We start from the raw sequence: 22,415 nt of genomic DNA on the forward strand, positions 1-22,415 counted from the left end.
CAGTATCATATTATAACTTTAGAGAGATGTCATGTCCTCGAACGCGCCGACCACAGCCGAAGTCCGTCCCTTCCCCAACGCCAAGGTTGCGCCGGCGACGGAAGCGCCGGATATGCCTGTCCAGCCCGTCTCGTCGCCGCCGGCAGAGGCTCCGGTCAAGAAGAAGCGCTCGGTGCGTTCTTTTCTGCTGCCGATCATCGGCGTCGCCTTGCTGAGCGCCGGCGCCTGGTACGGTTACGATTACTGGACAACGGGCCGCTTCATGATCTCGACGGATGACGCCTATGTCCAGGCGGACATGGCGTTCATCTCGCCCAAGATTTCCGGCTATGTCGATCAGGTCAAGGTCAGCGAGAACCAGCTGGTCAAGGCCGGCGATCCGCTGCTCGTCGTCGATGACGGCGATTACAAGATTGCCGTCGCCCAGGCCGAGGCGCAGATCGCCACCTTGAGCAAGACGCTCGACCGTATTGACGCCCAGACCGACGCAGCCCGCGCCTCGCTGCAGCAGGCCCAGGCGCAGAAGGTCGCCGATCAGGCCGCCGCCGACAATGCAGCCAAGGTCGCGGCGCGCGCCTCGCAGCTGCTCAAGACGCATGTCGGCACGCAGGCGCAGCTGGACGACGCCCAGACGGCGGTCCAGCAGGCCGATGCCGCCCTTGTCGGCGCCGACGCACAGATCGCCGCCGCGCAGGCCAATATCGGCGTGCTGCAGGCGCAACGCGCGGAATCGGCGAGCACGCTGGCGTCCCTGCAGCTCAGCCATGACAAGGCGCTGCGCGATCTTTCCTTCACCGTGCTCAAGGCGCCTTATGACGGCATCGTCGGCAACCGCTCTGTCGAACAGGGCGACCTTGTCAGCCCCGGCCAGAAGCTCGCCGTCATCGTGCCGATGGACAAGCTCTACATCGTCGCCAACTTCAAGGAGACGCAGCTTGCCCGGCTGGTGCCCGGCGAGAAGGTCAAGATCTCGGTCGATGCGACCGACGGCCAGGACTTCGAGGGAACCGTCTCGTCGCTGGCGCCGGCTTCGGGTGCCGTGTTCTCGCTGCTGCCGCCCGAAAACGCCACCGGCAACTTCACCAAGGTCGTGCAGCGCGTTCCGGTCCGCATCGATGTGCCCGCCGATGCGCTGAAGAGCGGCAAGCTGCGCGCCGGCCTGAGCGTCGTCGTCGCCGTCGACAGCCGTACCGCCCCATCTGGTTCGGCATCAGCGGCAGCGTCGAACTGAGCGGCCGCCGGGGAGCAATGCCATGGCAACCGCAACCCTGACAGCAGGAGCGCCGCCGGCGAGGCCGGCTGTGCCTGACACCATTTCGACGCGGCGCGTCATCGCCTTCCTGGCGATGGTGTTCGGCATGTTCATGGCCATCCTCGACATCCAGATTGTCTCCGCCTCTCTGTCGGAAATCCAGGCCGGCCTGAGCGCCAGCTCCGACGAAATCCCGTGGGTGCAGACCGCCTATCTGATCGCCGAAGTGGTGATGATCCCGCTGTCGGGCTTCCTCAGCCGGATGCTGTCGACGCGCGTGCTGTTCACGATCTCGGCGGCGGGCTTCACCGCGGCCAGTGCGCTGGCGGCGACCGCCACCAACATCGACCAGATGATTGTCTACCGCGCCGTCCAGGGCTTCATCGGCGGCGGCATGATCCCGAGCGTCTTCGCCGCTGCCTTCACCATCTTCCCGCCCTCGCGCCGCGCCTTCGTCTCGCCGATGATCGGCCTGGTGGCGACGTTGGCGCCGACCATCGGCCCGACTGTCGGCGGCTACATCAGCCATGCCATGTCCTGGCACTGGCTGTTCCTGGTCAATGTCGTGCCCGGCATCCTGGTCACAGCGGCGGCCTGGACGCTGATCGACTTCGACAAACCCAACCTCAAGCTGTTCAGCAAGTTCGACTGGTGGGGCCTCGCCGGCATGGCGGCTCTCCTGGGCTGCATGGAATATGTGCTCGAGGAGGGTCCCAACAATGACTGGATGCAGGATCAGGGCGTCTTCATCTGCGCCATTGTCATGACCATCGGCGCGGTGCTGTTCTTCTGGCGGGCGTTCACCGCCGAGGAGCCGATCGTCGACCTGAAGGCCTTCACCAACATCAACTTCGCCTTCGGCTCGCTGTTCTCCTTCGTCATAGGCATCGGCCTTTACGGCCTGACCTATCTCTACCCGGTGTATCTCGGGCGCATCCGTGGCTACGATTCGATGATGATCGGCGAGGCGCTGTTCGTCAGCGGCCTGGCCATGTTCTTCACCGCGCCGATCTCGGGCATCCTGTCGAATAAGATGGACCCGCGGCTGATGATGATGATCGGCTTCTTCGGCTTCGCCACCGGCACCTGGTGGATGACGCATCTGACCGCCGACTGGGATTTCTATGAGCTGCTCATCCCGCAAATCCTGCGCGGCTGTTCGATGATGCTGTGCATGGTGCCGATCAACAACATCGCGCTCGGCACCTTGCCGCCCGAGCGGCTGAAGAACGCTTCAGGCCTGTTCAACCTCACCCGCAACCTTGGCGGTGCGGTTGGCCTCGCCCTGATCAATACCGTGCTGATCGACCGCAATGCCTTCCACTACGCAAGGCTCTCCGAACATGTGCAATGGGGCAGTGAAGCCGCGCAGACCAAGCTGCAGAACATGACGCTCAATTTCGAGCAAACCCCCGGCCTCGACGCGACAAGTGCCGCGATCTCCAAGCTGTCTGGCATGGTCCAGCAGCAGGCGGCGCTGCTGTCCTTCATGGATGTGTTCTTCATGCTGACGGTGCTGTTTGCGACGCTTGGCATGTTCACCATGCTGATCCGCAAGCCGGCCGCGGCGGGCGGAGGTGGCGGCGGCGGCCACTGATACGTGGGCAGCTGTTTCGGGAAGCTCCTCCAGTCCACGCCTGAAAAAGCTCTGACCGCGCAAAAAACTCCGGGCCCGCAAGCCCGGAGTTTTCATATCCAGTTGGAATTTGTCAGGCTGTGGCGGGCTTGAAGGTCAGCGCGACGCCGTTGATGCAGTGGCGCAGGCCGGTCGGCGCCGGACCGTCGTCGAAGACGTGGCCGAGATGGCCGCCGCAGCGGCGGCAATGCGCCTCGGTGCGCGTCATGCCGAGCGAGCGGTCCACGGTCGTGCCGATAGCCTTGGGGATCTCTTGCCAGAAGCTCGGCCAGCCGGTACCGGAATCGAATTTCGTCTCCGACGAATAGAGCGGCAGGTCGCAGCCGGCACAGGCGAAGATGCCCTTGCGGTGTTCGTTGAGCAGCGGGCTGGTGCCGGGATACTCCGTGCCTTCCTTGCGCAGCACGTTGAAGGCGGCAGGCGACAGGATGGCTTTCCACTCGGCGTCGGTCTTGGTGACTTCGAAATTTTCGGCGGCCTGTGCTGCCTGCGGATCGCCCATGCGCAGCATCGTTGCCGCGATCCCGACGACGCCGATGGCGGCGGCACCGCTCAAAAGAAAGTCGCGACGGTTCATGACCAGTTCCTCCTGATGTCCTTTTGCCAAACTATACCGTCGCGCGGAAATCAAAAGCCGGTGACGGAAGCCCCTCGAACGAACACTCCGCGCCCGCCCACATCCGAATGTGGGAGGCGCGGAGTGCGCGGGTCAATTGCGGATCACAGAGCGGGATCGTGCAATCGACGGAGGGCCCTTGCTGCCAGTTCGCCGGCAGCAAGCCCCTTGTTACATCTTCGGCAAAAGAACCTTGTCGATGACGTGGATGACGCCATTGGACTGTTCGACATCGGCGATCGTCACATTGGCGACATTGCCGTTCTCGTCTGTGACCGTGACCTTGCCGCCGTCAGCCTTGAGCGACAGCTCGCAGCCGCCGGCCGTCTTGACCTTGTGGGTGCCGCCGTCAGCCTTGGCCATCGAGGCCACGTCCGCCCCCATCGCCTTGGCACCGATGACATGGCAGGTGAGGATCTTGGTGAGCTTGTCCTTGTTTTCAGGCTTGAGCAGCGTCTCGACCGTCCCGGCCGGAAGGGCTGCGAAGGCCTCGTTGGTCGGAGCGAACACAGTGAACGGACCGGCGCCCTGTAGCGTCTCGACAAGGCCGGCGGCCTTCACGGCGGCGACCAGCGTGGTGTGGTCCTTCGAGTTCACGGCGTTCTCGACGATGTTCTTGTCGGCAAACATCGCGGCGCCGCCAACCATGGGGTTTTCGGCATAGGCGGCGGTGGCAAGGGCCGAAACGGCGATCGTACCGGCGAGCAAAAGGGTGGCGTATCTACGCATGATGTCGAACTCCTCGGGTTTTTCTCTTCCCATTTTTGGGGACGCGAGGAGATACGGGACAAAATCGCCCGAGTTTCAGAAATATCGTGATTTTTTATTTTATCTAACGCGCCCGGCGGATTTCCCAAGCAATCGGTCGCGGCCCACATGCTGTCTATGGGCATGTTCAGTGAGGGATAGACTTATGATAGTCTTTTGTGATTTTTCAAGCGCGCGGAGCCGGTCAGATGCTCTTCAGGTCGCCGGCGGCGACTACCGGTCCGGTCGGCTGTCCGGTCGGCGAACCGCCTGACGGCTCGAGGCTGACGGCAAGCACCGCGCCCTGGGCAAGCTTCTGCTGGGCCGCCGGCGAGACGACAATGTGCGCCGTAGCGCCGGCCGGAATGACGCCCATCGACACCGGCGGGTTCTTGCCCTCGATCATCCACAGCTCGAAGTCCTTGCCGGAAGCACGCTCACCGGAGACATGCGACAGGCCGATTTCGTGATGCGCGGCATCATAGACGGCGAGATATCTGACGTCGCTGCCTTCGGCGGCCAGCGAAGCGACGAGGCGCGCCTGCGGCTGCTCGACCGGGGGGTTGAGGACTGGCACGGCGATGTAAATCGCCAGTGCCGCAGCCGCGGCCGCGGCAAGGCCGCGCCAGAAGGCCAGGCTGGACCACAGGCCGCCGCGCGATTCGGCGGGCGTGGTCACGGCGGCAGCGTTGGCGAACAGGCGGCGGTCGACAGCGGTCTTCACCGAAACCGACGGCTCGACTTCCCGATAGGCGGCGGCAAGCGGTGAGAGACTGACCTCCCAACTCTCGACAAGACGAGCGAAAACCGTATCCGCATCGATGCGGCGGGAGACGATCTGGCGTTCGTCGGCATCGAGCACGCCGAGAACGTATTCGGCGGCGAGCAGGTCGTCGCCTCCACGTTCCGGTCCTGTGTCTTCTGCCAGCGTCATCTTTCCAGACATTCTCTGAGTTTCAACAGGCTGCGGCGCAGCCATGTCCGCATCGTGTTCAGCGGCACGCCATGGCGCTCCGCCAGTTCGGCATAGCTCTCGCCCTTGAGATAGGCGCCCCGGACGGCGGCTGCCCGGTCCTTCTCCAACTCATCGAGACAATGGTGGATACGTTCGGATTCGTCGCCCGCCACCGCCATCGCTTCAGGCCCCGGCGCCGGATCGGCCACGTCGAGCGCGGCATCGATGTCGGCGGCGGGCTTGCGTCGCGCTCGTATGCGATCGATCGCATGGTTGCGCGCGATTGCCACCAGCCAGGAGATCGGGCTTAGATCGGAGACCGCAAAACGATCCGCCTTCGTCCATATCTTGACGAAGACTTCCTGCAGCGCTTCTTCCGCGTCTCCCCGGTCGTTCAAGACACGAAGGCAGACGCCAAAAAGTTTCGCGCTGGTCTGCCGGTAAAGCAGATCGAACGCGGCCCGATCCTTCATCGAAGTCCGAACGATCAGCTTGGTGATGTCCTGCGGCGTCATTGCAGGCAAGTTAGGCGATTGCGATGTATTTGCAACGGCGGAAATAATCTTGTGCACGCCTAAGCTTTTGTGTGTCGCCGGCCCGGATCCGTCCACCGATTGCCAATGGAATCGCCACTGGCTAGCTTGCCCTCAGTGATGGGGGAGCGCGCATGTCGGTCGAACGGATCCTTTGGGAAGAAGATGCCACGGGCCTCGCCAATCTGGTCCGCAAGGGCGACGTTTCGGCCGTCGAGCTGACGGACACCGCGATTGCCCGCGCCGAGGCCACCCGTCCCGACATCAATGCCACGGCCGAACCGCTCTACGATGCCGCCCGGGCCCGCGCCAAGACCATCGACCGCTCGCTGCCGCTGGCCGGTGTTCCCTTCGCCATCAAGGATCTCGGCATCGCCATCAAGGGCGTGCCGACGCATGGCGGCAGCCGCATTCCGGCATGGCTGGCCGATGTCAATTCGGTGCTGACCGACCGCTATCTCGCTGCCGGGCTTATCCCGATCGTCACCTCGACATCGCCGGAGCACGGGCTTCGATTGATGACCGAATCCAGGGCCTTTGGCATCACCCGCAATCCGTGGAACACCGGCCATACCAGCGGCGGCTCTTCGGGCGGTTCGGCAGCCTTGGTCGCAGCCGGCGTCGTGCCGGTGGCGCATGCCTCCGATGGCGGCGGCTCGATCCGCGTGCCTGCCGCCTGCACCGGGCTTGTCGGCCTGAAAACGTCGCGCGGCCGCACACCGCTGACGCCGCTGGTGAGCGAAAGCTGGTACGGCATGGTCGTCGACCATACGCTCACCCGTTCGGTGCGCGATTGCGCGCTGCTGCTCGACCTCATCCACGGCCCCGATCCTCTGTCGCCCTATGCCGCGCCGCCGCCGAAAGGCACGTTCGCGGCTGCCGCCGCGCGCGATCCCGGCAAGCTCAGCCTGGCCGTGTACCGCAAATCGCCGCTTGGCCTGCCGATCTCGGACGAGACGCTCAAGGCGCTCGACACGGCGGTGGCGCTTGCCCGCGAGGGCGGCCACACGGTCGAAGAGATCGACCTGCCCTTTATCGGCCGCGATTTCTTCGCCGATTTCTGCAGGACGGTTGCCTCCGCCGTTGCCGGCACGATGCGCGCCGAAGCGCTGCGTGTCGGGCGCTCCGTTACCGGTGACATCGAGCGGGCGACGCGCGTGCTCGCCCGCTTCGGCGAACTGGTGTCGGCGGGCGAGACCTATGCCGACCTGCAGCGGCTGCATGCCGCCTCGCGACGGCTGATTTCGGAGACTGCGCGGTATGACGCCGTGCTGATGCCGGTCATTGCCCACCCGCCGCTCGCCTGCGGCGCCATGGATCCGAAAGGCGCCGACGAACTCATCGAGAACCTGCTCGACAAGCTTCATCTGACGCCCTTGCTGAAGCTGAAGCCGTTCTTCGGCCAGCTGATGGACAAGAGCCTCTGGTTCACCCATTGGCCGGCGATCCAGAATGTCAGCGGCCAGCCGTCGATCGCGCTGCCGGTCCATGTCACTGACGCCGGCCTGCCGCTCGGCGTCCAGGCGGCCGGCCGTCCGGGCGACGAGGAGACGCTTTTGTCGCTCGCCGCGCAGATGGAGAAGATCTCGGGTTGGCTGGACCGCAGGGCGCCGCTGATGGTGCCGACACAATGACGAGGTCGTGAAGCGCTCGAATATGACAGCAAAGCCATTTGCGGGCGACGCCAATTCCCGCTAAGACGCCGCCGTCCTTACCTGATGCATGTCGCCCAGAAGTGTCCAGCGGTTTGGGACAGCGACATGCTTAAAATAAAAAGCCGGGAGCCAAGCCGATGACGGAAGTAACCGCCACCGCCGAAATGCAGGCAGCCCTGTTGTCGCGGGCGCTGCCCTACATGCAGCGCTACGAGCACAAGACGGTCGTGGTGAAATATGGCGGCCATGCCATGGGCGACATCGAGCTCGGCAAGGCCTTCGCGCGCGACATCGCGCTGCTCAAGCAGTCCGGCGTCAACCCGATCGTCGTCCACGGCGGCGGCCCGCAGATCGGCGCCATGCTGGCCAAGATGGGCATCGAATCGAAGTTCGAGGGCGGCCTGCGCGTCACCGACCAGAAGACGGTCGAGATCGTCGAAATGGTGCTGGCCGGTTCGATCAACAAGGAGATCGTCGCGCTGATCAACGCCGAGGGCGAATGGGCGATCGGCCTGTGCGGCAAGGACGGCAACATGGTGTTCGCCGAAAAGGCCCGCAAGACCATGATCGACCCGGACTCCAACATCGAGCGCGTGCTCGATCTCGGCTTCGTCGGCGAGCCGGTCGAGGTCGACCGCACCTTGCTCGATCTTCTGGCACGCTCCGAGATGATCCCGGTGCTGGCGCCGGTGGCGCCAGGCCGCGACGGCCACACCTACAACATCAATGCCGACACCTTTGCCGGCGCCATTGCCGGCGCCTGCCAGGCGACGCGCCTGCTGTTCCTCACCGACGTGCCGGGTGTGCTCGACAAGAACAAGAAGCTGATCGACGAACTGACCGTGGCCGAGGCCAAGGCGCTGATCAAGGACGGCACGGTCTCGGGCGGCATGATCCCCAAGGTCGAGACCTGCATCGAAGCGATCGAACGCGGCGTCGAAGGCGTCGTCATCCTCAACGGCAAGACGCCGCATGCGGTGCTGCTGGAACTGTTCACCGAGCATGGTGCCGGCACGCTGATCGTGCCCTGAGGGGCTCGTCAGCCGGCTAACTTTTTCGCCTCGGAATCTTCAATATTGCCGATGATGGGAATGGCAGGCTTTCTGGCCGGGCGTCGAACGGACATCGATTCCTCCTCAGCGTCCTGCGGCGCGCCCCAGAACTCGGCAAGTGTGGGGCCGTCTTTCACTCTGATGTCGTGGACTAGAAAGCCCCACACCTCGCGGAACCAGACGCGGCGGCCCATCTGCGTATACCAGCGCATCGAATGGCGCTGCTCGGGATCCCTATGGAACAGGATGCGCGCCAGCGCCTTCGGCCGCGACTGCACCGCCAGCTCGATCAGCTTGACGCTGAAGAACAGCATCCAAGGTTTCAGCCGCGTCATCTGCAGCACCTGGTGCTTGTAGTCCCACAGGCGCGCGTCCTGCTGAATCACCTTGCGGTCCCGCGCGATGCGGAAGAACGGCGTCCAGCGATGCGGCGTCACATAAAGCGCCTGGATCTGGTCCGGGTCATAGGCGATAAGCTGACGAAAGCCGCGCCATAGGTCGCGAAACCCCTCATCCTCGAAGCCGGCCACCCAGGTCGCCATCGACAGGATGCCGTTGAGGCGCAGCAGCCTTATCGCCTCGCGATCGGATGAGGTGCTGCCGCCCTTGCGGATCAATTGAAGCGTCTGCTCGTCGGTGTTTTCCATGCCGAGCAGCCAGCGGATGACACCGGCCTTGCGGTAGAGATGCAGGATGTCGGCATCGCGCACGATGTCGTCGGCACGGGTCGAACCGACGATCAGCACCGGCACGTTCTCGGCGATAAGGGCGTCGAGGAAGACGCGCCAGGCCTTCTTCGAGACCGTCGGATTCTCGTCGGCGAGATTGATCAGTTCGACGCCGTGCTCGCGGTGCAGCCAGGCGATCTCCTTGGCGAACTTTACGGGATCGCGATGCCGCCAGCGGGTCCAGAAGCCGCGCTGGCCGCAATAGTTGCACAGATGCGGACAGCCGCGCGAAAACTGCATGACCACGGCACGCTTGCCGCCCCAATAACTGTAGCGCCCGTGATCGATCAGTTCCCAGCCGACGCGGTAGGCATCGAGTTCTGCGATGGTCATGGCCGGCTGCGTGGCAAAGGGACGGCGCAGATCGTCGCGATAGGCGATGCCGGCCACGCTCGCCGGTGGCTGGCGCATTTCCAGCGCCTCGACCAGCGCCACGACGGTCGCTTCGCCCTCGCCGCGCACGATGAAGTCGAATGTATCCGTTGCGGACAGGATGTCGCGCCAATGATAGGTGGGGAAAACGCCGCCATAGATGATGATGGTCGCCGGCTCCCGCTGCTTGATCTGCTCAGCGATCAGCAAGGCGGTCGGATGCGCCGAGGTCGAGCCGGAATGGCCGATCAGGACGAAGTCGGGGTGGTCCTCCAGTGCGTTGCGCACGACGTCATCGAGCGGCATCGGCCCGAACTCGGCGTCGACGAGCCGTACTTCGTGCCCGGCATCGATCAGCGACCCGCCGATCGCCAGCAGGCCGAGCGGCGGCAAATGATCGTCGGGCACGCGGCTGCCGATGGCGGTGTGCGGCGGATTGATCAGGACGATTTTCATGGCGGACCTCTTGGGCATTTGGTCCGCGCAAGCTGGCCGGCGATGTGGACACGCGCTTGGCCCGTTTCAGCAGTTTGCGTGCAGCTTTTGCTTAAGGGGTGAGGAAAGGAGGCATTCTCACTTCCGGAGATGCCCGAGCGGCACATGGCCCGGCCCCTTGATGTTCTGCAGCACCAACTGCGTGTGGACGTCGCGCACGCCGTCGAGCCGCATCAGCCGGTGCATGACGAAAGCGTTGAGCTCGTCGACCGACGGCACCATGACATGCAGCAGAAAGTCATGGTCGCCGGTCATCGTCCAGCACGACGACACCTCGTCCATGCGCTGCACGGCGGCGATGAAGCTTTCGGGCGAGCCGTCGCTGTGGCTCACCAGGCGCACCTGGATGAACACCTCGACCATCAGCCCGACCGCGCGGCGGCTGATCACCGCGGCAAAACCCTTGATGATGCCGGCATCCTGCAGCGCCTCGAAACGCCGCGCGCACGGCGTCGTCGACAGGCCGATCTCTTGCGCCAGTTCGGAAACCGGCTTGCGCCCGTCGCGCTGCAGGACATCGAGCATCTTGATCTCGAAATCGTCGAACTGAGGCATTTTCACTCCGAGAGAGGGTTTTGTGAGTGGATATTATCTCGAATATTCCGTTCGAGCCATCATCAAAACCGATTTCCCTCGGCAAATCCGGGTAGCCTTTCGGCACGTCTGCCATTCATGATTTGCGAGGAGAAAACCATGACGACGATGAGCGTTGCCGAATACGCCCGCGACTGCGCGGCGCAAGGATTGCGCGGTGACTATTCGGTCTGCCGTGCCGATTTCACCGTGTCGCAGGGTTACGATTACAGCGAAGAAGAGCAGGCGGTGTGGCGCACGCTGTGCGACCGCCAGACCAAGTTGACGCGCAAGCTCGCCCACCATTCCTATCTCGACGGCGTCGAAAAACTCGGCCTGCTCGACCGTATTCCCGATTTCGACGAGGTCAGCGCCAAGCTGCGCAAACTGACCGGTTGGCAGATCGTCGCGGTGCCGGGGCTCATTCCCGCGGCCCCGTTTTTCGATCATCTCGCCGATCGCCGCTTCCCGGTCACCAACTGGCTGCGGACCAGGCAGGAGCTCGACTACATTGTCGAGCCCGACATGTTCCATGATTTCTTCGGCCACGTGCCGGCGCTGTCGCAACCGGTGTTCGCCGATTTCATGCAGATGTATGGCGAGAAGGCCGGCGACATCATCGCGCTGGGTGGCGACGAGATGATTTCCCGGCTCTACTGGTACACGGCCGAATATGGCCTGATGCAGGAGGCCGGCCAGCCGCTAAAGGCCTTTGGCGCCGGCCTGATGTCGTCGTTTACCGAGCTGCAGTTCGCGGTCGAAGGCAAGGACGCCCACCACGTGCCCTTCGACCTGGAAACGGTGATGCGCACCGGCTACGAGATCGACAAGTTCCAGCGCGCCTATTTCGTGCTGCCGTCCTTCGACGCCTTGCGCGATGCCTTCCAGACCGCCGATTTCGAGGCGATCGTCGCCCGGCGCAAGGACCAGCCGGCGCTTGACCCGGCGATGCTCTAGGCAGCACGTTGCCCTGCAGCCGTCAGGCGGTGACCACCTTGCTCAGATGGTCGCCGAGCCGGCAGGCCAGCGCGGTGATTGTCGTCGTCGGGTTGCATTGACCTGACGTGCAGAACACCGAGGAGCCGCCGACATAGAGATTGTCCATGCCGTGCATCTTGCAGTTGGCGTCGACAACACTTTTGGTGACGTCGGTGCCCATGCGCGTGCCGCCCATGTGATGATGGCCCGCCGTCTCGTCGTTGGTGGGATAGTCCTGGCCGTTGCTGATCCAATCGGCAATGCGCACGCGGCCGAGATTCTTCTCGATCAGTGTCTTGCCGAACAATCTGAGCCCTTCGAGCAGTGTGCGGCGCTCCATTTCCGATTTCTTCCAGTGTAGCTCGATGCGCGGCACGCCGGCGTGGTCGACATCGGTCTTCGACAACTCGATCTGGTTGGATGCCAGCGGCGCCTGTTCCCAGGCGACGTAGAGCTGGGCGGCGCAACGCAGCCTCTGGCTGAGCTTGGAGGACATCCACTCGGCCATGTCGGGCGCCGTGCAGGCGAGGTCGGCGATAAGGCTCTTGACGCCGGGATACGGCGTCTCGATCAGCCGGATGCCAAAATTCATGATCTGCAGCCGCTCCATGGCGGCAAGTGTCGGCGAGAAGAAGGCCTCGTTGACGGCATCGACCTCGAACGCGTTGTAGTCGGTCAGGATGGCATTGCCGCCCTCGAAGGTCGGATGCTCCATCCAGTAGCGGCCAAGCGCCGTCGCATTCGGCACGACGCCGCCGTTCGAGCGCTGGTTGGACCACAGAAGCAGCCGCGAATTCTCCAGCCCACCGGTGCAGACGATGAAATAGTCGGCGCTGAAGGAGCCGGCATCCTGCCCGTTCGACCACAGTCTGGCGCCAGTCACGCGTCTGCCGTCGCCGGCAAGTTCGGTGGCACAAGTGTTGAGCACCACCGCGATGTTCGTGGCCTTGTCGAGTTCATCGCCGAATTTCTCGGCGAAGCGCACGGCCGGGCTCTTGATCAGCTGCACCCAGCGAATGTCGTCCGAGATCGGCATATCGGGCCGGAGGGCCGGAAGGTCGAGAATGTCGCGCACTTCCGGCAGATAGGGTTCGATGTCGGTGCGGCGGATCGGCCAGCCCGTGTCGGGTACCCAGGCCTTCGGCTCGAAATCCTGCTTGTCGAGGACGCGGCACCAGCCTGCCCAGTGGTTGGAACTGCCCCCCATGAACCGCAGCCGGGTTATGTCGAGATCGAAATAGAAATCCCCGACCGTGCTGCCCCGGTAGAAATCCTGCGAGTCGTCGCTGAATTCGCGCGGACCGGCTTCCATCACCACCACCGGAATGCCGGCGGCGCCCAGCTTGCGGGCAATGGTGGTACCGGCCGGGCCGGAGCCGAGGATGCAGACTTTTGGAGTGAAGTTCGCGGCGCGATACGCCTCGTAGCTGTCAAAGATCATGCCAAGTCGCTCCGCTTCAGGATCCAGCCATTGACCTCGACGATCTCGTTCGGGTCGGGCTCTGGATCGGCGGCATCGGCATCAGGCAGCTTGCGGAACAAAGACAGGGCAGGCAATGCGATCAACGCCTGCACGAGCGCGCGGCGTGACATTCTTTTGATGATGAAACTCATGGCTGGTTTCTCGTCTGGGCTTCGGCACTGCATGGGCGTTCCCAGAACGGCAATTCCCGGAACGACACATGCATCACCGTGGAAGCCAGTATCGTGCCAAGTCTGGCCGTGAAGCAGTGAAAACCCGGCTAAGCGGTACAACCGAGTGCAAACAGGGTTAGAGTTTGCTTAACGGGCCGGTTGCGGCAGATCGGATCACGCCGCCTCGGAAATGCCGGTATCGATGATCGTCAGATTGCGGCCCTGGTGCTTGGCCTGGTAGAGGCGCCGGTCGGCGGCGCGCATCAGCTCCGACACACTGGCTTCCTCGCCGCAGATGGTGCCGCCGATGCTGACCGTGAGCGGGATGGTCCGCTCGTCGACGGGCCGGAAGCGGATCAGCTCGACTTCGCGGCGAATGCGCTCGGCGACGCGCTTGGCCTCCTGCTCGGTGGCGCCGATCAGGAAGGCGCCGAACTCCTCGCCGCCGATGCGGCCGAGCACATCGCCGCTGCGCACGCCGCGCTGGATCGCGCTGGCGATCAAAAGCAGCGCGTCATCGCCGGTCAGGTGGCCAAAATTGTCATTGATGGTCTTGAAGTGGTCGGCGTCGATGATCAGCAGCGCGCCGCGATCGGACTTGCGGCGCGAACCGTCAAGCGCGGCAAAGAAACTTTCCCGGTTGAGCATGCCGGTCATGTCGTCGCGGCTCGCCTTTTCCGCCAGTCGGCGATGCGCGGCGGCGAGCTGGGCATGAGCGCGGGCGAGATCGCGATGCGCGTTTTTCAGCCTGTCGCTTTGCCAGAAAGTGCTTGCGCTGGCGGCCCACGCCAGCACCAGCGGACAGAGGGTGGAGGTCAGCCAGATCGTGCGGTTGACCGGAAATCCCATGGCCGGAACGATGATCAGGGTCAGCAGGAGAGAGGCCGCGACTGAGGCGAAAGCAACGGCGGCGGATCTCAGAATTATGCTGTTCATCGCTTGCTCCCACAAGACTGCCTCTCTGCCAGCAAGCCCTGAAGGCCACCTTTCCCAGATGCCTAAAATTTGAATCGTGAGGCGATTTACGCAACCTCAACGAGCAGAAGTTGTGGATAAAGTCGCTTTCGGAATGCGCGTTTCATGCCATAAGGAGCCCATGACCACGCTCCCTGACCCCGCCCGCTTCGCCCATGTCACCGACTGGGTCTTCGATCTCGACAACACGCTCTATCCGCATCATTCGAATCTGTTCTCGCAGATCGACGTCAAGATGACCGCCTATGTCGGCGAGCTGTTGGCATTGCCGCGCGACGATGCGCGCAAGTTGCAGAAGGAACTCTACCGCGAATATGGCACGACGCTGAACGGCCTGATGACACGTCATGGCATCGACCCCGACGATTTCCTCGAGAAGGTCCACGACATCGACTATTCATGGCTGGTGCCAGATCCCGTTCTCGGCACCGCCATCCGCCAGCTTCCGGGCCGCAAGTTCATCTTCACCAATGGCGACCGCAGGCACGCCGAGCGCACCGCGCGCCAGCTCGGCATCCTCGACCATTTCGACGACATCTTTGACATCGTCGCCGCCGGGCTCAATCCCAAGCCGGCGCGCCAGACCTACGAGAAGTTCGCTGAACTGCACGCCGTCACCGGCCACAATGCGGTGATGTTCGAAGACCTTGCCCGTAACCTTTCGGTGCCGAAGTCGCTCGGCATGACCACGGTGCTTATCGTGCCGCGCAATTTCGAGCCGACCTTTTCCGAGATCTGGGAGCGCGACCCGGCCAACGAGGATGATGTCGATTTTGTAACCGACGATCTGGCGGGGTTTCTGACGGCGATTGTGGAGGGGGAAGGAAGAGGGGAATTGAAGAATTGAAGAATTGAAGAATTGAAGAATGAAGGACGGTCTCCACGGATCAAGTTCCCCAGTTCTTCAATTCACCAGCCCTTCAATTCCCCACTGCCCTACTCCCCCAGCTTGTAGAACCGGCTGATGATCCCCCAGGCTTCGTCGGCGGTGTCGACGAAGTCGATGATGTCCTGATCGCCGGGGCTGATCGTGCCCTGCTCGGCGAGAAAATCGAGATTGATCGCCCGCTTCCAGAAGGATTTGCCGAACAGGATCACCGGCACGCGCTCCATGCGCCCTGTCTGGATCAGGGTCAGCGTCTCGAAGAATTCGTCCATCGTGCCGAAGCCGCCCGGAAACACCGCGACCGCCTTGGCGCGCATGACGAAATGCATCTTGCGGATAGCGAAATAATGGAAGTTGAAGCAGAGCTCCGGCGTCACATAGATGTTCGGCGCCTGCTCGTGCGGCAGGACGATGTTGAGGCCGATCGACGGCGCGCCGACATCGTCGGCGCCGCGGTTTCCCGCTTCCATCACGCCGGGCCCGCCGCCGGTCACCACGACATATTCGCGGTAATAGGAGGTAGCCGACTGTTGCGAGCAGAGGCGGGCGAATTTCCGCGCCTCCTCATAGTATTTGCTGTTCTCCTCGAGGTTCTTCTTCTGCGTCTCGTTCTTGGCCGCCCAGGCCTCGCCGCCGGGTTCCGGCAGGCGCGCGCCACCGAACAGGATCACCGTCGAGCGGATGCCGCGTTCGGCCAGGATCATCTCCGGTTTCAGGAGTTCGAGCTGCAGCCGGACCGCGCGCAACTCGCGCCGCGTCATGAAGTCGGGATCGTTCCAGGCGAGCCGGTAGGTCTCGGCACGCGTCTGCGGCGTATCCGGTACGCTCTTCGACCGCTCCAGATCCTCGTCCGAATGCGGCAGCGGCGTCCAGCCCGCCTTTTCCATAGGTGTCATATGCTCTACCCGTCCAAATTCTTCACTTGCGCCGTCCCGTGGCGCAGCCGCGATTGACCCTCACCAAGGCTTCACATAAGCAGGTTCCGCAAAAGTGTCCCGCGGTTTTGTGACAAGAACCTGCTACATGCAAAGACGCAAGCATGCGAAGCATGCATGGGGGTCCGCGCGACTTTCAAAACAGGTTAAGGCGCAGCCCCTTAACAGCTTGGTAATGGAGCGAATTCATGTCGAAGCCCGATCTGGCGAGCCTCGAAAAGACCATCGAGAAGGCCTTCGAGGAACGCGACGCGATTTCGACGGCGACGCGCGGCGAAACGCGCGATGCCATCCAGTCGGCGCTCGACCTGCTCGACCGCGGCGCCGTCCGCGTCGCCGAACGGCAGGCCGACGGCAAGTGGCATGTCAACCAGTGGCTGAAGAAGGCCGTGCTGTTGTCCTTCCGGCTCAATCCGATGGAGATCATCAAGGGCGGTCCCGGCGAAGCGATGTGGTGGGACAAGGTGCCGTCGAAGTTCGATGGCTGGGGCGCTGTCGATTTCGAAAAGTCGGGCTTTCGGGCCGTGCCGGGGTCGATCGTGCGTCGCTCGGCCTATATCGCACCGGGCGCCGTGCTGATGCCGTCTTTCGTCAATGTCGGCGCCTATGTCGATACAGGCACCATGATCGACACCTGGGTCGGGGTAGGCTCCTGTGCCCAGATCGGCAAGAACGTGCACCTTTCCGGCGGCGTCGGCATCGGCGGCGTGCTGGAGCCGATGCAGGCCGGCCCGACCATCATCGAGGACAATTGTTTTATCGGCGCGCGTTCGGAAGTGGTCGAAGGTTGCATCGTGCGCGAAGGCTCGGTGCTCGGCATGGGCGTCTTCATCGGCCAGTCGACCAAGATCGTCGACCGCGCCACCGGCGAGATCTTCTATGGCGAAGTGCCGCCGAATTCCGTCGTCGTCGCCGGAACGATGCCGGGCAAGTCCTTTCCTAACGGCGAGGCAGGTCCGAGCCTCTACTGCGCCGTCATCGTCAAGCGTGTCGACGCCAAGACCCGCTCCAAGACCTCGATCAACGAATTGCTGCGCGATTGATCTTTGCGCAAAGCGAGCGCACCTTCCGTCGGCGCGACAATCGGTCGCGCTGGTTCAACATGGAGGGGTGACATGGACTGGAAGGATCTGCTCACAAGTTTTGATGGTCGCATAAACCGTGGCAAGTTCTGGGCCGCGATTGGCGTTTTCATCGTCATTGGCATCGTTGCCTTTATTCTCGATGCGATTCTCGGTACACGCATCACCACCGCCAGTGGCGCCCAAATCGGCATCATCGGCATTCTCATCGCTCTGGCCTCGATCTATTTCGCACTCGCAGTCTACGCCAAGCGCTGGCATGATCGCGGCAAGTCGGGCTGGTGGAGCCTGATCATGCTGGTGCCGCTCATCGGCCCGATCTGGTTTCTGGTGGAATGCGGCATTCTCGAAGGCGCCAGGGGCGCCAATCAATATGGACCGGACCCGCTTGCCTGACAGATCAGATCTCACCTGGCTTTTTTTCAAAACCTCGGGCCGCGTCAGTCGCGCGGCCTATTTTCTTGGCGGGTTGCTCGTCGCCATCATCCAGGCCTTCCCGCTTTACCGCTTCACGCTGGTGCCGGAAGGTTCGGCCGAGAGCAACATGTGGTCGTTCATCTTCTTCGTCGCCTTCGTCGCCTCGCTGTGGTCGAACATCGCCCTGGCGGTGAAGCGGCTGCACGATTTGGACAAGCCGGGCATTGCCGCGCTGATCCTGTTCGTGCCGGTGGTCTCGATCGTCGCCTTCCTTGTGTTGTGCCTGTTTCCGGGGCAGCCTGGACCCAACCGCTATGGCCGGCGCACCAACGAGCCGGAACAATCCTGAGGGCCGATCGGACATGCGCTACCGCACGCTTGATCCGAAGCTGATCATCGAGACCGCGGAACGGCTGGAGACGCGTGTTGCGGAGCGTTTCCCCAAGGCCGGCCTGCGCGGCGTTGCCGCCGAACTGGTCTCGCTGTCGCGCGATCTGGCACAGGGCGCCAAGGCCCTGGAAGCGCCGATCTGGTGGCTGCGCGGCCTCATCGTCGCCGCTGTCGTTGCCGGCGCATTGATGTTCATCTTCGTCGGCACCGTCCTGCCATTCGACCGCATTTCCAAACCCGGTGATGCCGTCCAGTCGGTGCAAGGCATCGAAGCTTCGCTCAACATGTTCATCCTCGCCATTGTCGGCTTTCTCGCCTTGATCCGCTCCGAGGAGCGCATCAAGCGCAAGCAGGTGTTTCGCCAACTGCATGGCCTGCGCTCGCTGATCCACGTCATCGACATGCATCAGCTCACTAAGGATCCGGCGGTACTGTCGGCCGATTTCAAGCCGACGTCGCATTCGCCCGCCCGCATCACCAATGCCGCCGACCTGGCCCGTTACCTCGATTATTGCTCCGAAATGCTGTCGATCACGGGCAAGATCGCCGCATTGTTCGCACAGTCGGTCAATGACGACGTGGTCATCGACGGCGTCAACGACATCGAGAACCTGGCGTCAAACCTGTCGCGGAAAATCTGGCAGAAGATCACGTTGATCGACGGCCGGCCGGTGCAACAACCTGCTCCGGCGGCAGGCCCGGCGAGCCAAGCCGCTCCGCTTCCGCCGCGCGCACCAAGGCGGTGATCCGCTGAACCGTCGGCACGGGCGTGCCGACCTTCCCCGCCAGCTGCAAGATGGCGCCTTGCAAGTCGTCGATCTCCGTCGGCCGGCCGCGCTGAAGATCGTCCCACATCGACGAGCGCGCCTGCGCGTCGATCGCCAGCATGCGCCGCGCCAGAAGCTTGAACAGCCAGTCAGGCAGCCTGAGCACCTTCGGCAGCAGCGCCGGCCGCAGGCCGGCGATCCGCGCCGGCTCGATGCCGGTCGCTTTCATCGCCGTGAGCGCCTCGTCGATCTGGCTGGCCAGGATCAGCCGCCAGCGCCGATCGGCCAGTTCGGCCGTCAGCGGCAGGCCGGAAAGCGCCACCAGCGCGTTGTTCAAATTCATCAGCAGCTTGCCCCACAGCACAGCCTTCATGTCGCGATGGGTTTCGACGGCAAATCCTTCGACGCCAAGCAAGTCGGCCAGGCCGGCGGCGCCATCCTCGACCATTACCGTGCCGTCGCTGGCGCGGTGAACGCGTAGCGGCAGTTCGCTGTCCGGCGACTGCACCACATTGAACGGCACCATGCCGGCCAGCACCGTACGTCCGGCAAGTTCAGCGCGCAGCCTGTCGGCATTGCCGACACCGTTCTGCAGGCTGATCACCACGGCATCGGGGCGGGCATGGGCCTTGATGAGGTCCGCCATATCCTGGGTGGCGCCGCTCTTGACCGTGACCAGGATCACGTCCGCCGGCGGCAGGGCGACGGCCGGATCGGCGGTGACGACAAGCGCCTCGGGCTTGATCGAGCGATCGCGGCCCTGGAGGTCGCTGACCCGCAATCCGTCCTGCCGCACCGCTGCCTCGATGCGGGGCCGCGCCAGCAGAATGACCTCTCGGTTGGCCAGCGCCAGGCAGCCGCCGGCATAGCAGCCGATGCTGCCGGCACCGGCCATGACGATCCGTTTGTCCTTGTCTGCCATCCTGTCGCCCGCGCCGGGTCGCAACTATACGACATGAAAACCATAATATCGGCGGTATCGCCAGCCATGAGGCTGGCCCCTATGTCTGGCCGTGACAGGCCCTGCGCTTTCGACTATCGCTTTTGCCATGACGCTGCCGACCGATCCCGCCGAAAACCTCGCCGCCCTTATCCGTTGCGCTTCGGTGACGCCCGCTGAGGGCGGTGCGCTGACCGCGCTGGAGACGATGCTCAAACCGCTCGGTTTCCTGGTCGATCGGCCGGTGTTTTCCGAAGACGGCACGCCCGATATCGAAAACCTCTATGCAAGGCGTTCCGGCAACGGCCCTCATCTGATGTTCGCCGGCCACACCGACGTGGTGCCTGTCGGCGACGAAGCCGCCTGGACGCATCCGCCTTTCGCCGCCGAGATCGCCAATGGCGAGATGTATGGCCGCGGCGCCGTCGACATGAAGGGCGGCATTGCCTGTTTCATCGCCGCCGTGGCGCGCCATGTCGAGGCCAATGGCGGTCCGAAAGGGTCGGTCTCGCTGCTGATCACCGGCGACGAGGAAGGCCCCGCGATCAACGGCACGGTGAAGCTGCTCGAATGGGCGGCTTCGCGGGGCGAGAAATGGGATGCCTCTGTCGTCGGCGAGCCGACCAATCCGGACGCTCTCGGCGACATGATCAAGATCGGCCGCCGCGGCTCGATGTCCGGCGCCGTCACCGTCAATGGCCGCCAGGGCCATGTCGCCTATCCCCTGCTTGCCGACAATCCGGTGTGCGGGCTGATGAGCCTGGTCGATGCCTTGCTGCATCCGGTTTTCGACAAGGGAACCAGGGATTTCCAGCCGACCAATCTGGAGATCACCTCCATCGATGTCGGCAACCCGGCCACCAATGTCATCCCGGCCAAAGCGACCGCGACCTTCAACATCCGCTTCAACGACACCTGGACGGACGAGACCTTGCAGGCCGAAATCCACAACCGGCTCGACCAGGCAGCCAGGCGCAAGAAGTACCGGCAGGGCAAGAAGACGCCGGTCGACTACGAGCTCGTCTGGCGCGACCGGCCGAGCCATGTCTTCCTGACCCGTGACGACAGGCTGATCGAAACGCTGCGCGGTTCGATCAGGTCGGCGGTCGGCAAGGAGCCGACGCTGTCGACCTCCGGTGGAACGTCCGACGCGCGTTTCATCAAGGACTATTGTCCGGTGGTCGAGTTCGGGCTGGTCGGCAAGACCATGCATATGGTCGACGAGCGCGTCGCCATTGCCGACCTCGAGACGCTGACGCAAATCTACCAGCGCTTCATAGAAGACTGGTTCGGACAGGGCTGAACGGCATGCTTTCGGCGGACGAAACCCAAGCTTCGCTGACGGGCGCCTGGCGATTGATGCTCGGCAAGGCCGACGGCCTGCGCCTGCTCGACCTGTCGGCCGACGGCTTCTGGAATTCCTTCTTCGCCATTGTCGTTGCAGCACCGGCGCTGATCGTCGGCTGGGTCGGTATCGCCAACGAAATCGGCGATCCCGACGCCTTCGCAGGGCGCTTCAGCATGCTGGTGCGCCTGGCGACGGTCGACATCGGCTCCTGGGTGCTGCCGCTGGTTGCGCTCGCTTTGATCGCGCCGCGCGCCGGCATCGGCGGCCGCTTCGTCCACTACGTCGTCGCCAGCAACTGGGCTTCGGCCATCACCGCCTGGCTGATGCTGCCCTCGGCGCTGATCCGGCTTTTCCTGTCGTCCGCAAGCCAGGTTTCGAGCCTTGTGTCGCTGTTCCTGTTTGCCCTGTCGATGGTGCTGACCTGGCGCATGACCAACGCCACGATCGGCAGGGGCGCATCGGTCGGCACCGCCGTTTTCGTCGGCATGTTCATCGCCTCGCTGCTGGTGCTGTTCGGCCTGCAGACGCTGCTCGGCATCACCGTGCCGGACGATGTCGGAGTTCAGAGCCTGTCCGGGCTCGTCTCGACTGGATAATCGACACCGGTGAGAAACAGCCCGTCGGGCGGCGCCACCTGGCCGCAGGCGGCGCGGTCGTGCGCCTCAAGCGCCGTTTTCAGGTCGGCCGCGCTCCAGCCGCCGTCGCCGACGCGCTTCAGTGAGCCGACCATCGAACGCACCTGATTGTGCAGGAACGAGCGCGCCGAAGCCCTGACCTCGACTATGTCGCCCTGTCGGCTCACATCGAGCCGTTCCAGCGTCCTGATCGGGCTGTTGGCCTGGCACTGGGTCGAGCGGAAGGTGGTGAAGTCATGTCGTCCGAGCAGGACTTTCGCCGCTTCGTGCATGGCGCCGGCGTCGAGCCGCTTCGGCACCCACCACACCTTGCCCTTGTCGAGCGCGGCCGGGGCACGGCGGTTTAGGATGCGGTAGAGATAGTGGCGGCCGATGGCCGAGAAGCGGGCGTCGAAGCTGTCGGAAACGACCGTCGCTTTCAAGATGGCGATGCGCGCTCCGGCCGCCTGCAGATGGGCGTTGACGGCATCGCGCACCTTGTCGCCCGGCCACCCCTTGACGAGATCGACATGCGCCACCTGCGCTGTCGCATGCACGCCGGCATCGGTGCGTCCGGCGGCGCGCAGCCTGATCGCTTCGCCGCAGAATTTTTCAATCGCCCGCTCGATCGCCTGTTGCACCGAAGGCTGATCCGCCTGGTGCTGCCAGCCGGCAAACAGGCTGCCATCATATTCGATGTCGAGGCGAAAACGCGGCATTTGCGACTAGAGCTCTCGCCTCGGGCAATTCCAGGAAAAGTGTGAAACGGTTTTCCGTTCGGAATTGCGTTCAAACAAAGAGGTAGAGCAGTTCGCCGTTTCCATGAAACGGTGG

At 63.5% G+C, this 22,415-nt stretch carries 24 protein-coding genes; 12 read left to right on the forward strand and 12 right to left on the reverse strand.

Annotated features, from left to right (window positions below):
* Nucleotides 1-31: 31 nt before the first annotated feature.
* Both EOA19_RS16135 and EOA19_RS16140 read left to right on the forward strand, forming a co-directional pair.
* Nucleotides 32-1,231, forward strand: a complete 1,200-nt coding sequence (locus EOA19_RS16135; RefSeq protein ID WP_023810782.1) for an HlyD family secretion protein — start codon at nucleotides 32-34, stop codon at nucleotides 1,229-1,231.
* 22 nt (nucleotides 1,232-1,253) lie between these two features.
* Nucleotides 1,254-2,849, forward strand: coding sequence for a DHA2 family efflux MFS transporter permease subunit (locus tag EOA19_RS16140; RefSeq protein ID WP_023810781.1), 1,596 nt, complete (start codon nucleotides 1,254-1,256; stop codon nucleotides 2,847-2,849).
* A gap of 112 nt (nucleotides 2,850-2,961) precedes the next feature.
* Here EOA19_RS16140 and msrB read toward each other — a convergent pair whose 3' ends face one another.
* The 4 genes from msrB to EOA19_RS16160 form a co-directional block, all read right to left on the reverse strand.
* A complete protein-coding gene (gene msrB, locus EOA19_RS16145) occupies nucleotides 2,962-3,465 on the reverse strand; it encodes a peptide-methionine (R)-S-oxide reductase MsrB (protein WP_023810780.1) in 504 nt (167 codons plus the stop codon).
* Nucleotides 3,466-3,675: 210 nt separating this feature from the next.
* Entirely contained in the window at nucleotides 3,676-4,233 is a 558-nt protein-coding gene (locus EOA19_RS16150) for a fasciclin domain-containing protein (RefSeq protein ID WP_023810779.1), read from the reverse strand.
* A gap of 223 nt (nucleotides 4,234-4,456) precedes the next feature.
* A complete protein-coding gene (locus tag EOA19_RS16155) occupies nucleotides 4,457-5,185 on the reverse strand; it encodes an anti-sigma factor (protein ID WP_023810778.1) in 729 nt (242 codons plus the stop codon).
* Nucleotides 5,182-5,721, reverse strand: a complete 540-nt coding sequence (locus EOA19_RS16160) for a sigma-70 family RNA polymerase sigma factor (RefSeq protein WP_013528490.1) — start codon at nucleotides 5,719-5,721, stop codon at nucleotides 5,182-5,184. The genes EOA19_RS16155 and EOA19_RS16160 overlap by 4 nt, the downstream gene beginning before the upstream one ends.
* 152 nt (nucleotides 5,722-5,873) lie before the next feature.
* Here EOA19_RS16160 and EOA19_RS16165 point away from each other — a divergent pair, with 152 nt between their 5' ends.
* Together EOA19_RS16165 and argB are read left to right on the forward strand one after the other, a co-directional pair.
* Nucleotides 5,874-7,373 carry an amidase gene (locus EOA19_RS16165; protein WP_128304176.1) on the forward strand — a complete coding sequence of 500 codons (1,500 nt, stop codon included), beginning with the start codon at nucleotides 5,874-5,876 and terminating at the stop codon, nucleotides 7,371-7,373.
* A gap of 158 nt (nucleotides 7,374-7,531) precedes the next feature.
* Nucleotides 7,532-8,425: an acetylglutamate kinase gene (gene argB / locus EOA19_RS16170; RefSeq protein ID WP_128304177.1), complete on the forward strand. Its 894-nt coding sequence runs from the start codon at nucleotides 7,532-7,534 to the stop codon at nucleotides 8,423-8,425.
* Between the two features lie 8 nt (nucleotides 8,426-8,433).
* Here the strand turns inward: argB and bchE are convergent, their stop codons facing one another.
* Nucleotides 8,434-10,002 (reverse strand): magnesium-protoporphyrin IX monomethyl ester anaerobic oxidative cyclase, encoded by a 1,569-nt coding sequence (gene bchE, locus EOA19_RS16175; RefSeq protein WP_128304178.1) that lies wholly within the window; start codon nucleotides 10,000-10,002, stop codon nucleotides 8,434-8,436.
* 117 nt (nucleotides 10,003-10,119) lie between these two features.
* Nucleotides 10,120-10,596: an Lrp/AsnC family transcriptional regulator gene (locus EOA19_RS16180; RefSeq protein ID WP_128304179.1), complete on the reverse strand. Its 477-nt coding sequence runs from the start codon at nucleotides 10,594-10,596 to the stop codon at nucleotides 10,120-10,122.
* 138 nt (nucleotides 10,597-10,734) lie between these two features.
* Here EOA19_RS16180 and phhA point away from each other — a divergent pair, with 138 nt between their 5' ends.
* A complete protein-coding gene (gene phhA / locus EOA19_RS16185; protein ID WP_128304180.1) occupies nucleotides 10,735-11,571 on the forward strand; it encodes a phenylalanine 4-monooxygenase in 837 nt (278 codons plus the stop codon).
* A gap of 22 nt (nucleotides 11,572-11,593) precedes the next feature.
* On the opposite strand, the gene EOA19_RS16190 is transcribed toward phhA, so the two are convergent.
* The 3 genes from EOA19_RS16190 to EOA19_RS16200 form a co-directional block, all read right to left on the reverse strand.
* Nucleotides 11,594-13,033, reverse strand: a complete 1,440-nt coding sequence (locus EOA19_RS16190) for a GMC family oxidoreductase (RefSeq protein WP_023810773.1) — start codon at nucleotides 13,031-13,033, stop codon at nucleotides 11,594-11,596.
* Complete coding sequence (locus EOA19_RS16195; RefSeq protein ID WP_023810772.1) at nucleotides 13,030-13,206, reverse strand: hypothetical protein; 177 nt, start codon at nucleotides 13,204-13,206, stop codon at nucleotides 13,030-13,032. Before EOA19_RS16195 ends, EOA19_RS16190 begins: the two co-directional genes overlap by 4 nt.
* A gap of 195 nt (nucleotides 13,207-13,401) precedes the next feature.
* Nucleotides 13,402-14,163 (reverse strand): GGDEF domain-containing protein, encoded by a 762-nt coding sequence (locus EOA19_RS16200; RefSeq protein WP_023810771.1) that lies wholly within the window; start codon nucleotides 14,161-14,163, stop codon nucleotides 13,402-13,404.
* Between the two features lie 160 nt (nucleotides 14,164-14,323).
* Between EOA19_RS16200 and EOA19_RS16205 the strand changes: the two genes are divergently transcribed.
* Nucleotides 14,324-15,049, forward strand: a complete 726-nt coding sequence (locus EOA19_RS16205; RefSeq protein WP_127395611.1) for a pyrimidine 5'-nucleotidase — start codon at nucleotides 14,324-14,326, stop codon at nucleotides 15,047-15,049.
* A gap of 89 nt (nucleotides 15,050-15,138) precedes the next feature.
* Here the strand turns inward: EOA19_RS16205 and EOA19_RS16210 are convergent, their stop codons facing one another.
* Entirely contained in the window at nucleotides 15,139-15,984 is an 846-nt protein-coding gene (locus EOA19_RS16210) for an LOG family protein (RefSeq protein WP_023810769.1), read from the reverse strand.
* A gap of 227 nt (nucleotides 15,985-16,211) precedes the next feature.
* Here EOA19_RS16210 and dapD point away from each other — a divergent pair, with 227 nt between their 5' ends.
* The 4 genes from dapD to EOA19_RS16230 all read left to right on the forward strand — a co-directional run bounded on the left by dapD (nucleotide 16,212) and on the right by EOA19_RS16230 (nucleotide 18,658).
* Nucleotides 16,212-17,066 carry a 2,3,4,5-tetrahydropyridine-2,6-dicarboxylate N-succinyltransferase gene (gene dapD, locus EOA19_RS16215; RefSeq protein WP_128304181.1) on the forward strand — a complete coding sequence of 285 codons (855 nt, stop codon included), beginning with the start codon at nucleotides 16,212-16,214 and terminating at the stop codon, nucleotides 17,064-17,066.
* A 72-nt stretch (nucleotides 17,067-17,138) separates the two neighbouring features.
* Entirely contained in the window at nucleotides 17,139-17,501 is a 363-nt protein-coding gene (locus tag EOA19_RS16220; protein WP_128304182.1) for a DUF805 domain-containing protein, read from the forward strand.
* The gene (locus EOA19_RS16225) at nucleotides 17,494-17,871 is read left to right on the forward strand and encodes a DUF805 domain-containing protein (RefSeq protein WP_164892941.1); all 378 of its coding nucleotides are present in this window, start codon (nucleotides 17,494-17,496) and stop codon (nucleotides 17,869-17,871) included. Before EOA19_RS16220 ends, EOA19_RS16225 begins: the two co-directional genes overlap by 8 nt.
* A 13-nt stretch (nucleotides 17,872-17,884) precedes the next feature.
* Nucleotides 17,885-18,658 carry a hypothetical protein gene (locus tag EOA19_RS16230; protein WP_128304184.1) on the forward strand — a complete coding sequence of 258 codons (774 nt, stop codon included), beginning with the start codon at nucleotides 17,885-17,887 and terminating at the stop codon, nucleotides 18,656-18,658.
* Here the strand turns inward: EOA19_RS16230 and EOA19_RS16235 are convergent.
* Entirely contained in the window at nucleotides 18,561-19,601 is a 1,041-nt protein-coding gene (locus EOA19_RS16235; protein WP_128304185.1) for a 2-dehydropantoate 2-reductase, read from the reverse strand. The two genes, EOA19_RS16230 and EOA19_RS16235, sit on opposite strands and share 98 nt — an antisense overlap.
* Before the next feature lie 127 nt (nucleotides 19,602-19,728).
* Here EOA19_RS16235 and dapE point away from each other — a divergent pair, with 127 nt between their 5' ends.
* Nucleotides 19,729-20,922, forward strand: coding sequence for a succinyl-diaminopimelate desuccinylase (gene dapE / locus EOA19_RS16240; protein ID WP_128304186.1), 1,194 nt, complete (start codon nucleotides 19,729-19,731; stop codon nucleotides 20,920-20,922).
* A 5-nt stretch (nucleotides 20,923-20,927) separates the two neighbouring features.
* Nucleotides 20,928-21,563 carry a transporter gene (locus tag EOA19_RS16245; RefSeq protein WP_128304187.1) on the forward strand — a complete coding sequence of 212 codons (636 nt, stop codon included), beginning with the start codon at nucleotides 20,928-20,930 and terminating at the stop codon, nucleotides 21,561-21,563.
* On the opposite strand, the gene truA is transcribed toward EOA19_RS16245, so the two are convergent.
* Nucleotides 21,530-22,300 carry a tRNA pseudouridine(38-40) synthase TruA gene (gene truA / locus EOA19_RS16250; protein ID WP_128304188.1) on the reverse strand — a complete coding sequence of 257 codons (771 nt, stop codon included), beginning with the start codon at nucleotides 22,298-22,300 and terminating at the stop codon, nucleotides 21,530-21,532. The genes EOA19_RS16245 and truA overlap by 34 nt on opposite strands.
* Nucleotides 22,301-22,415: the final 115 nt, after the last annotated feature.

It is taken from the genome of Mesorhizobium sp. M7A.F.Ca.US.010.02.1.1, from assembly GCF_004023085.1.
Classification (GTDB): domain Bacteria; phylum Pseudomonadota; class Alphaproteobacteria; order Rhizobiales; family Rhizobiaceae; genus Mesorhizobium.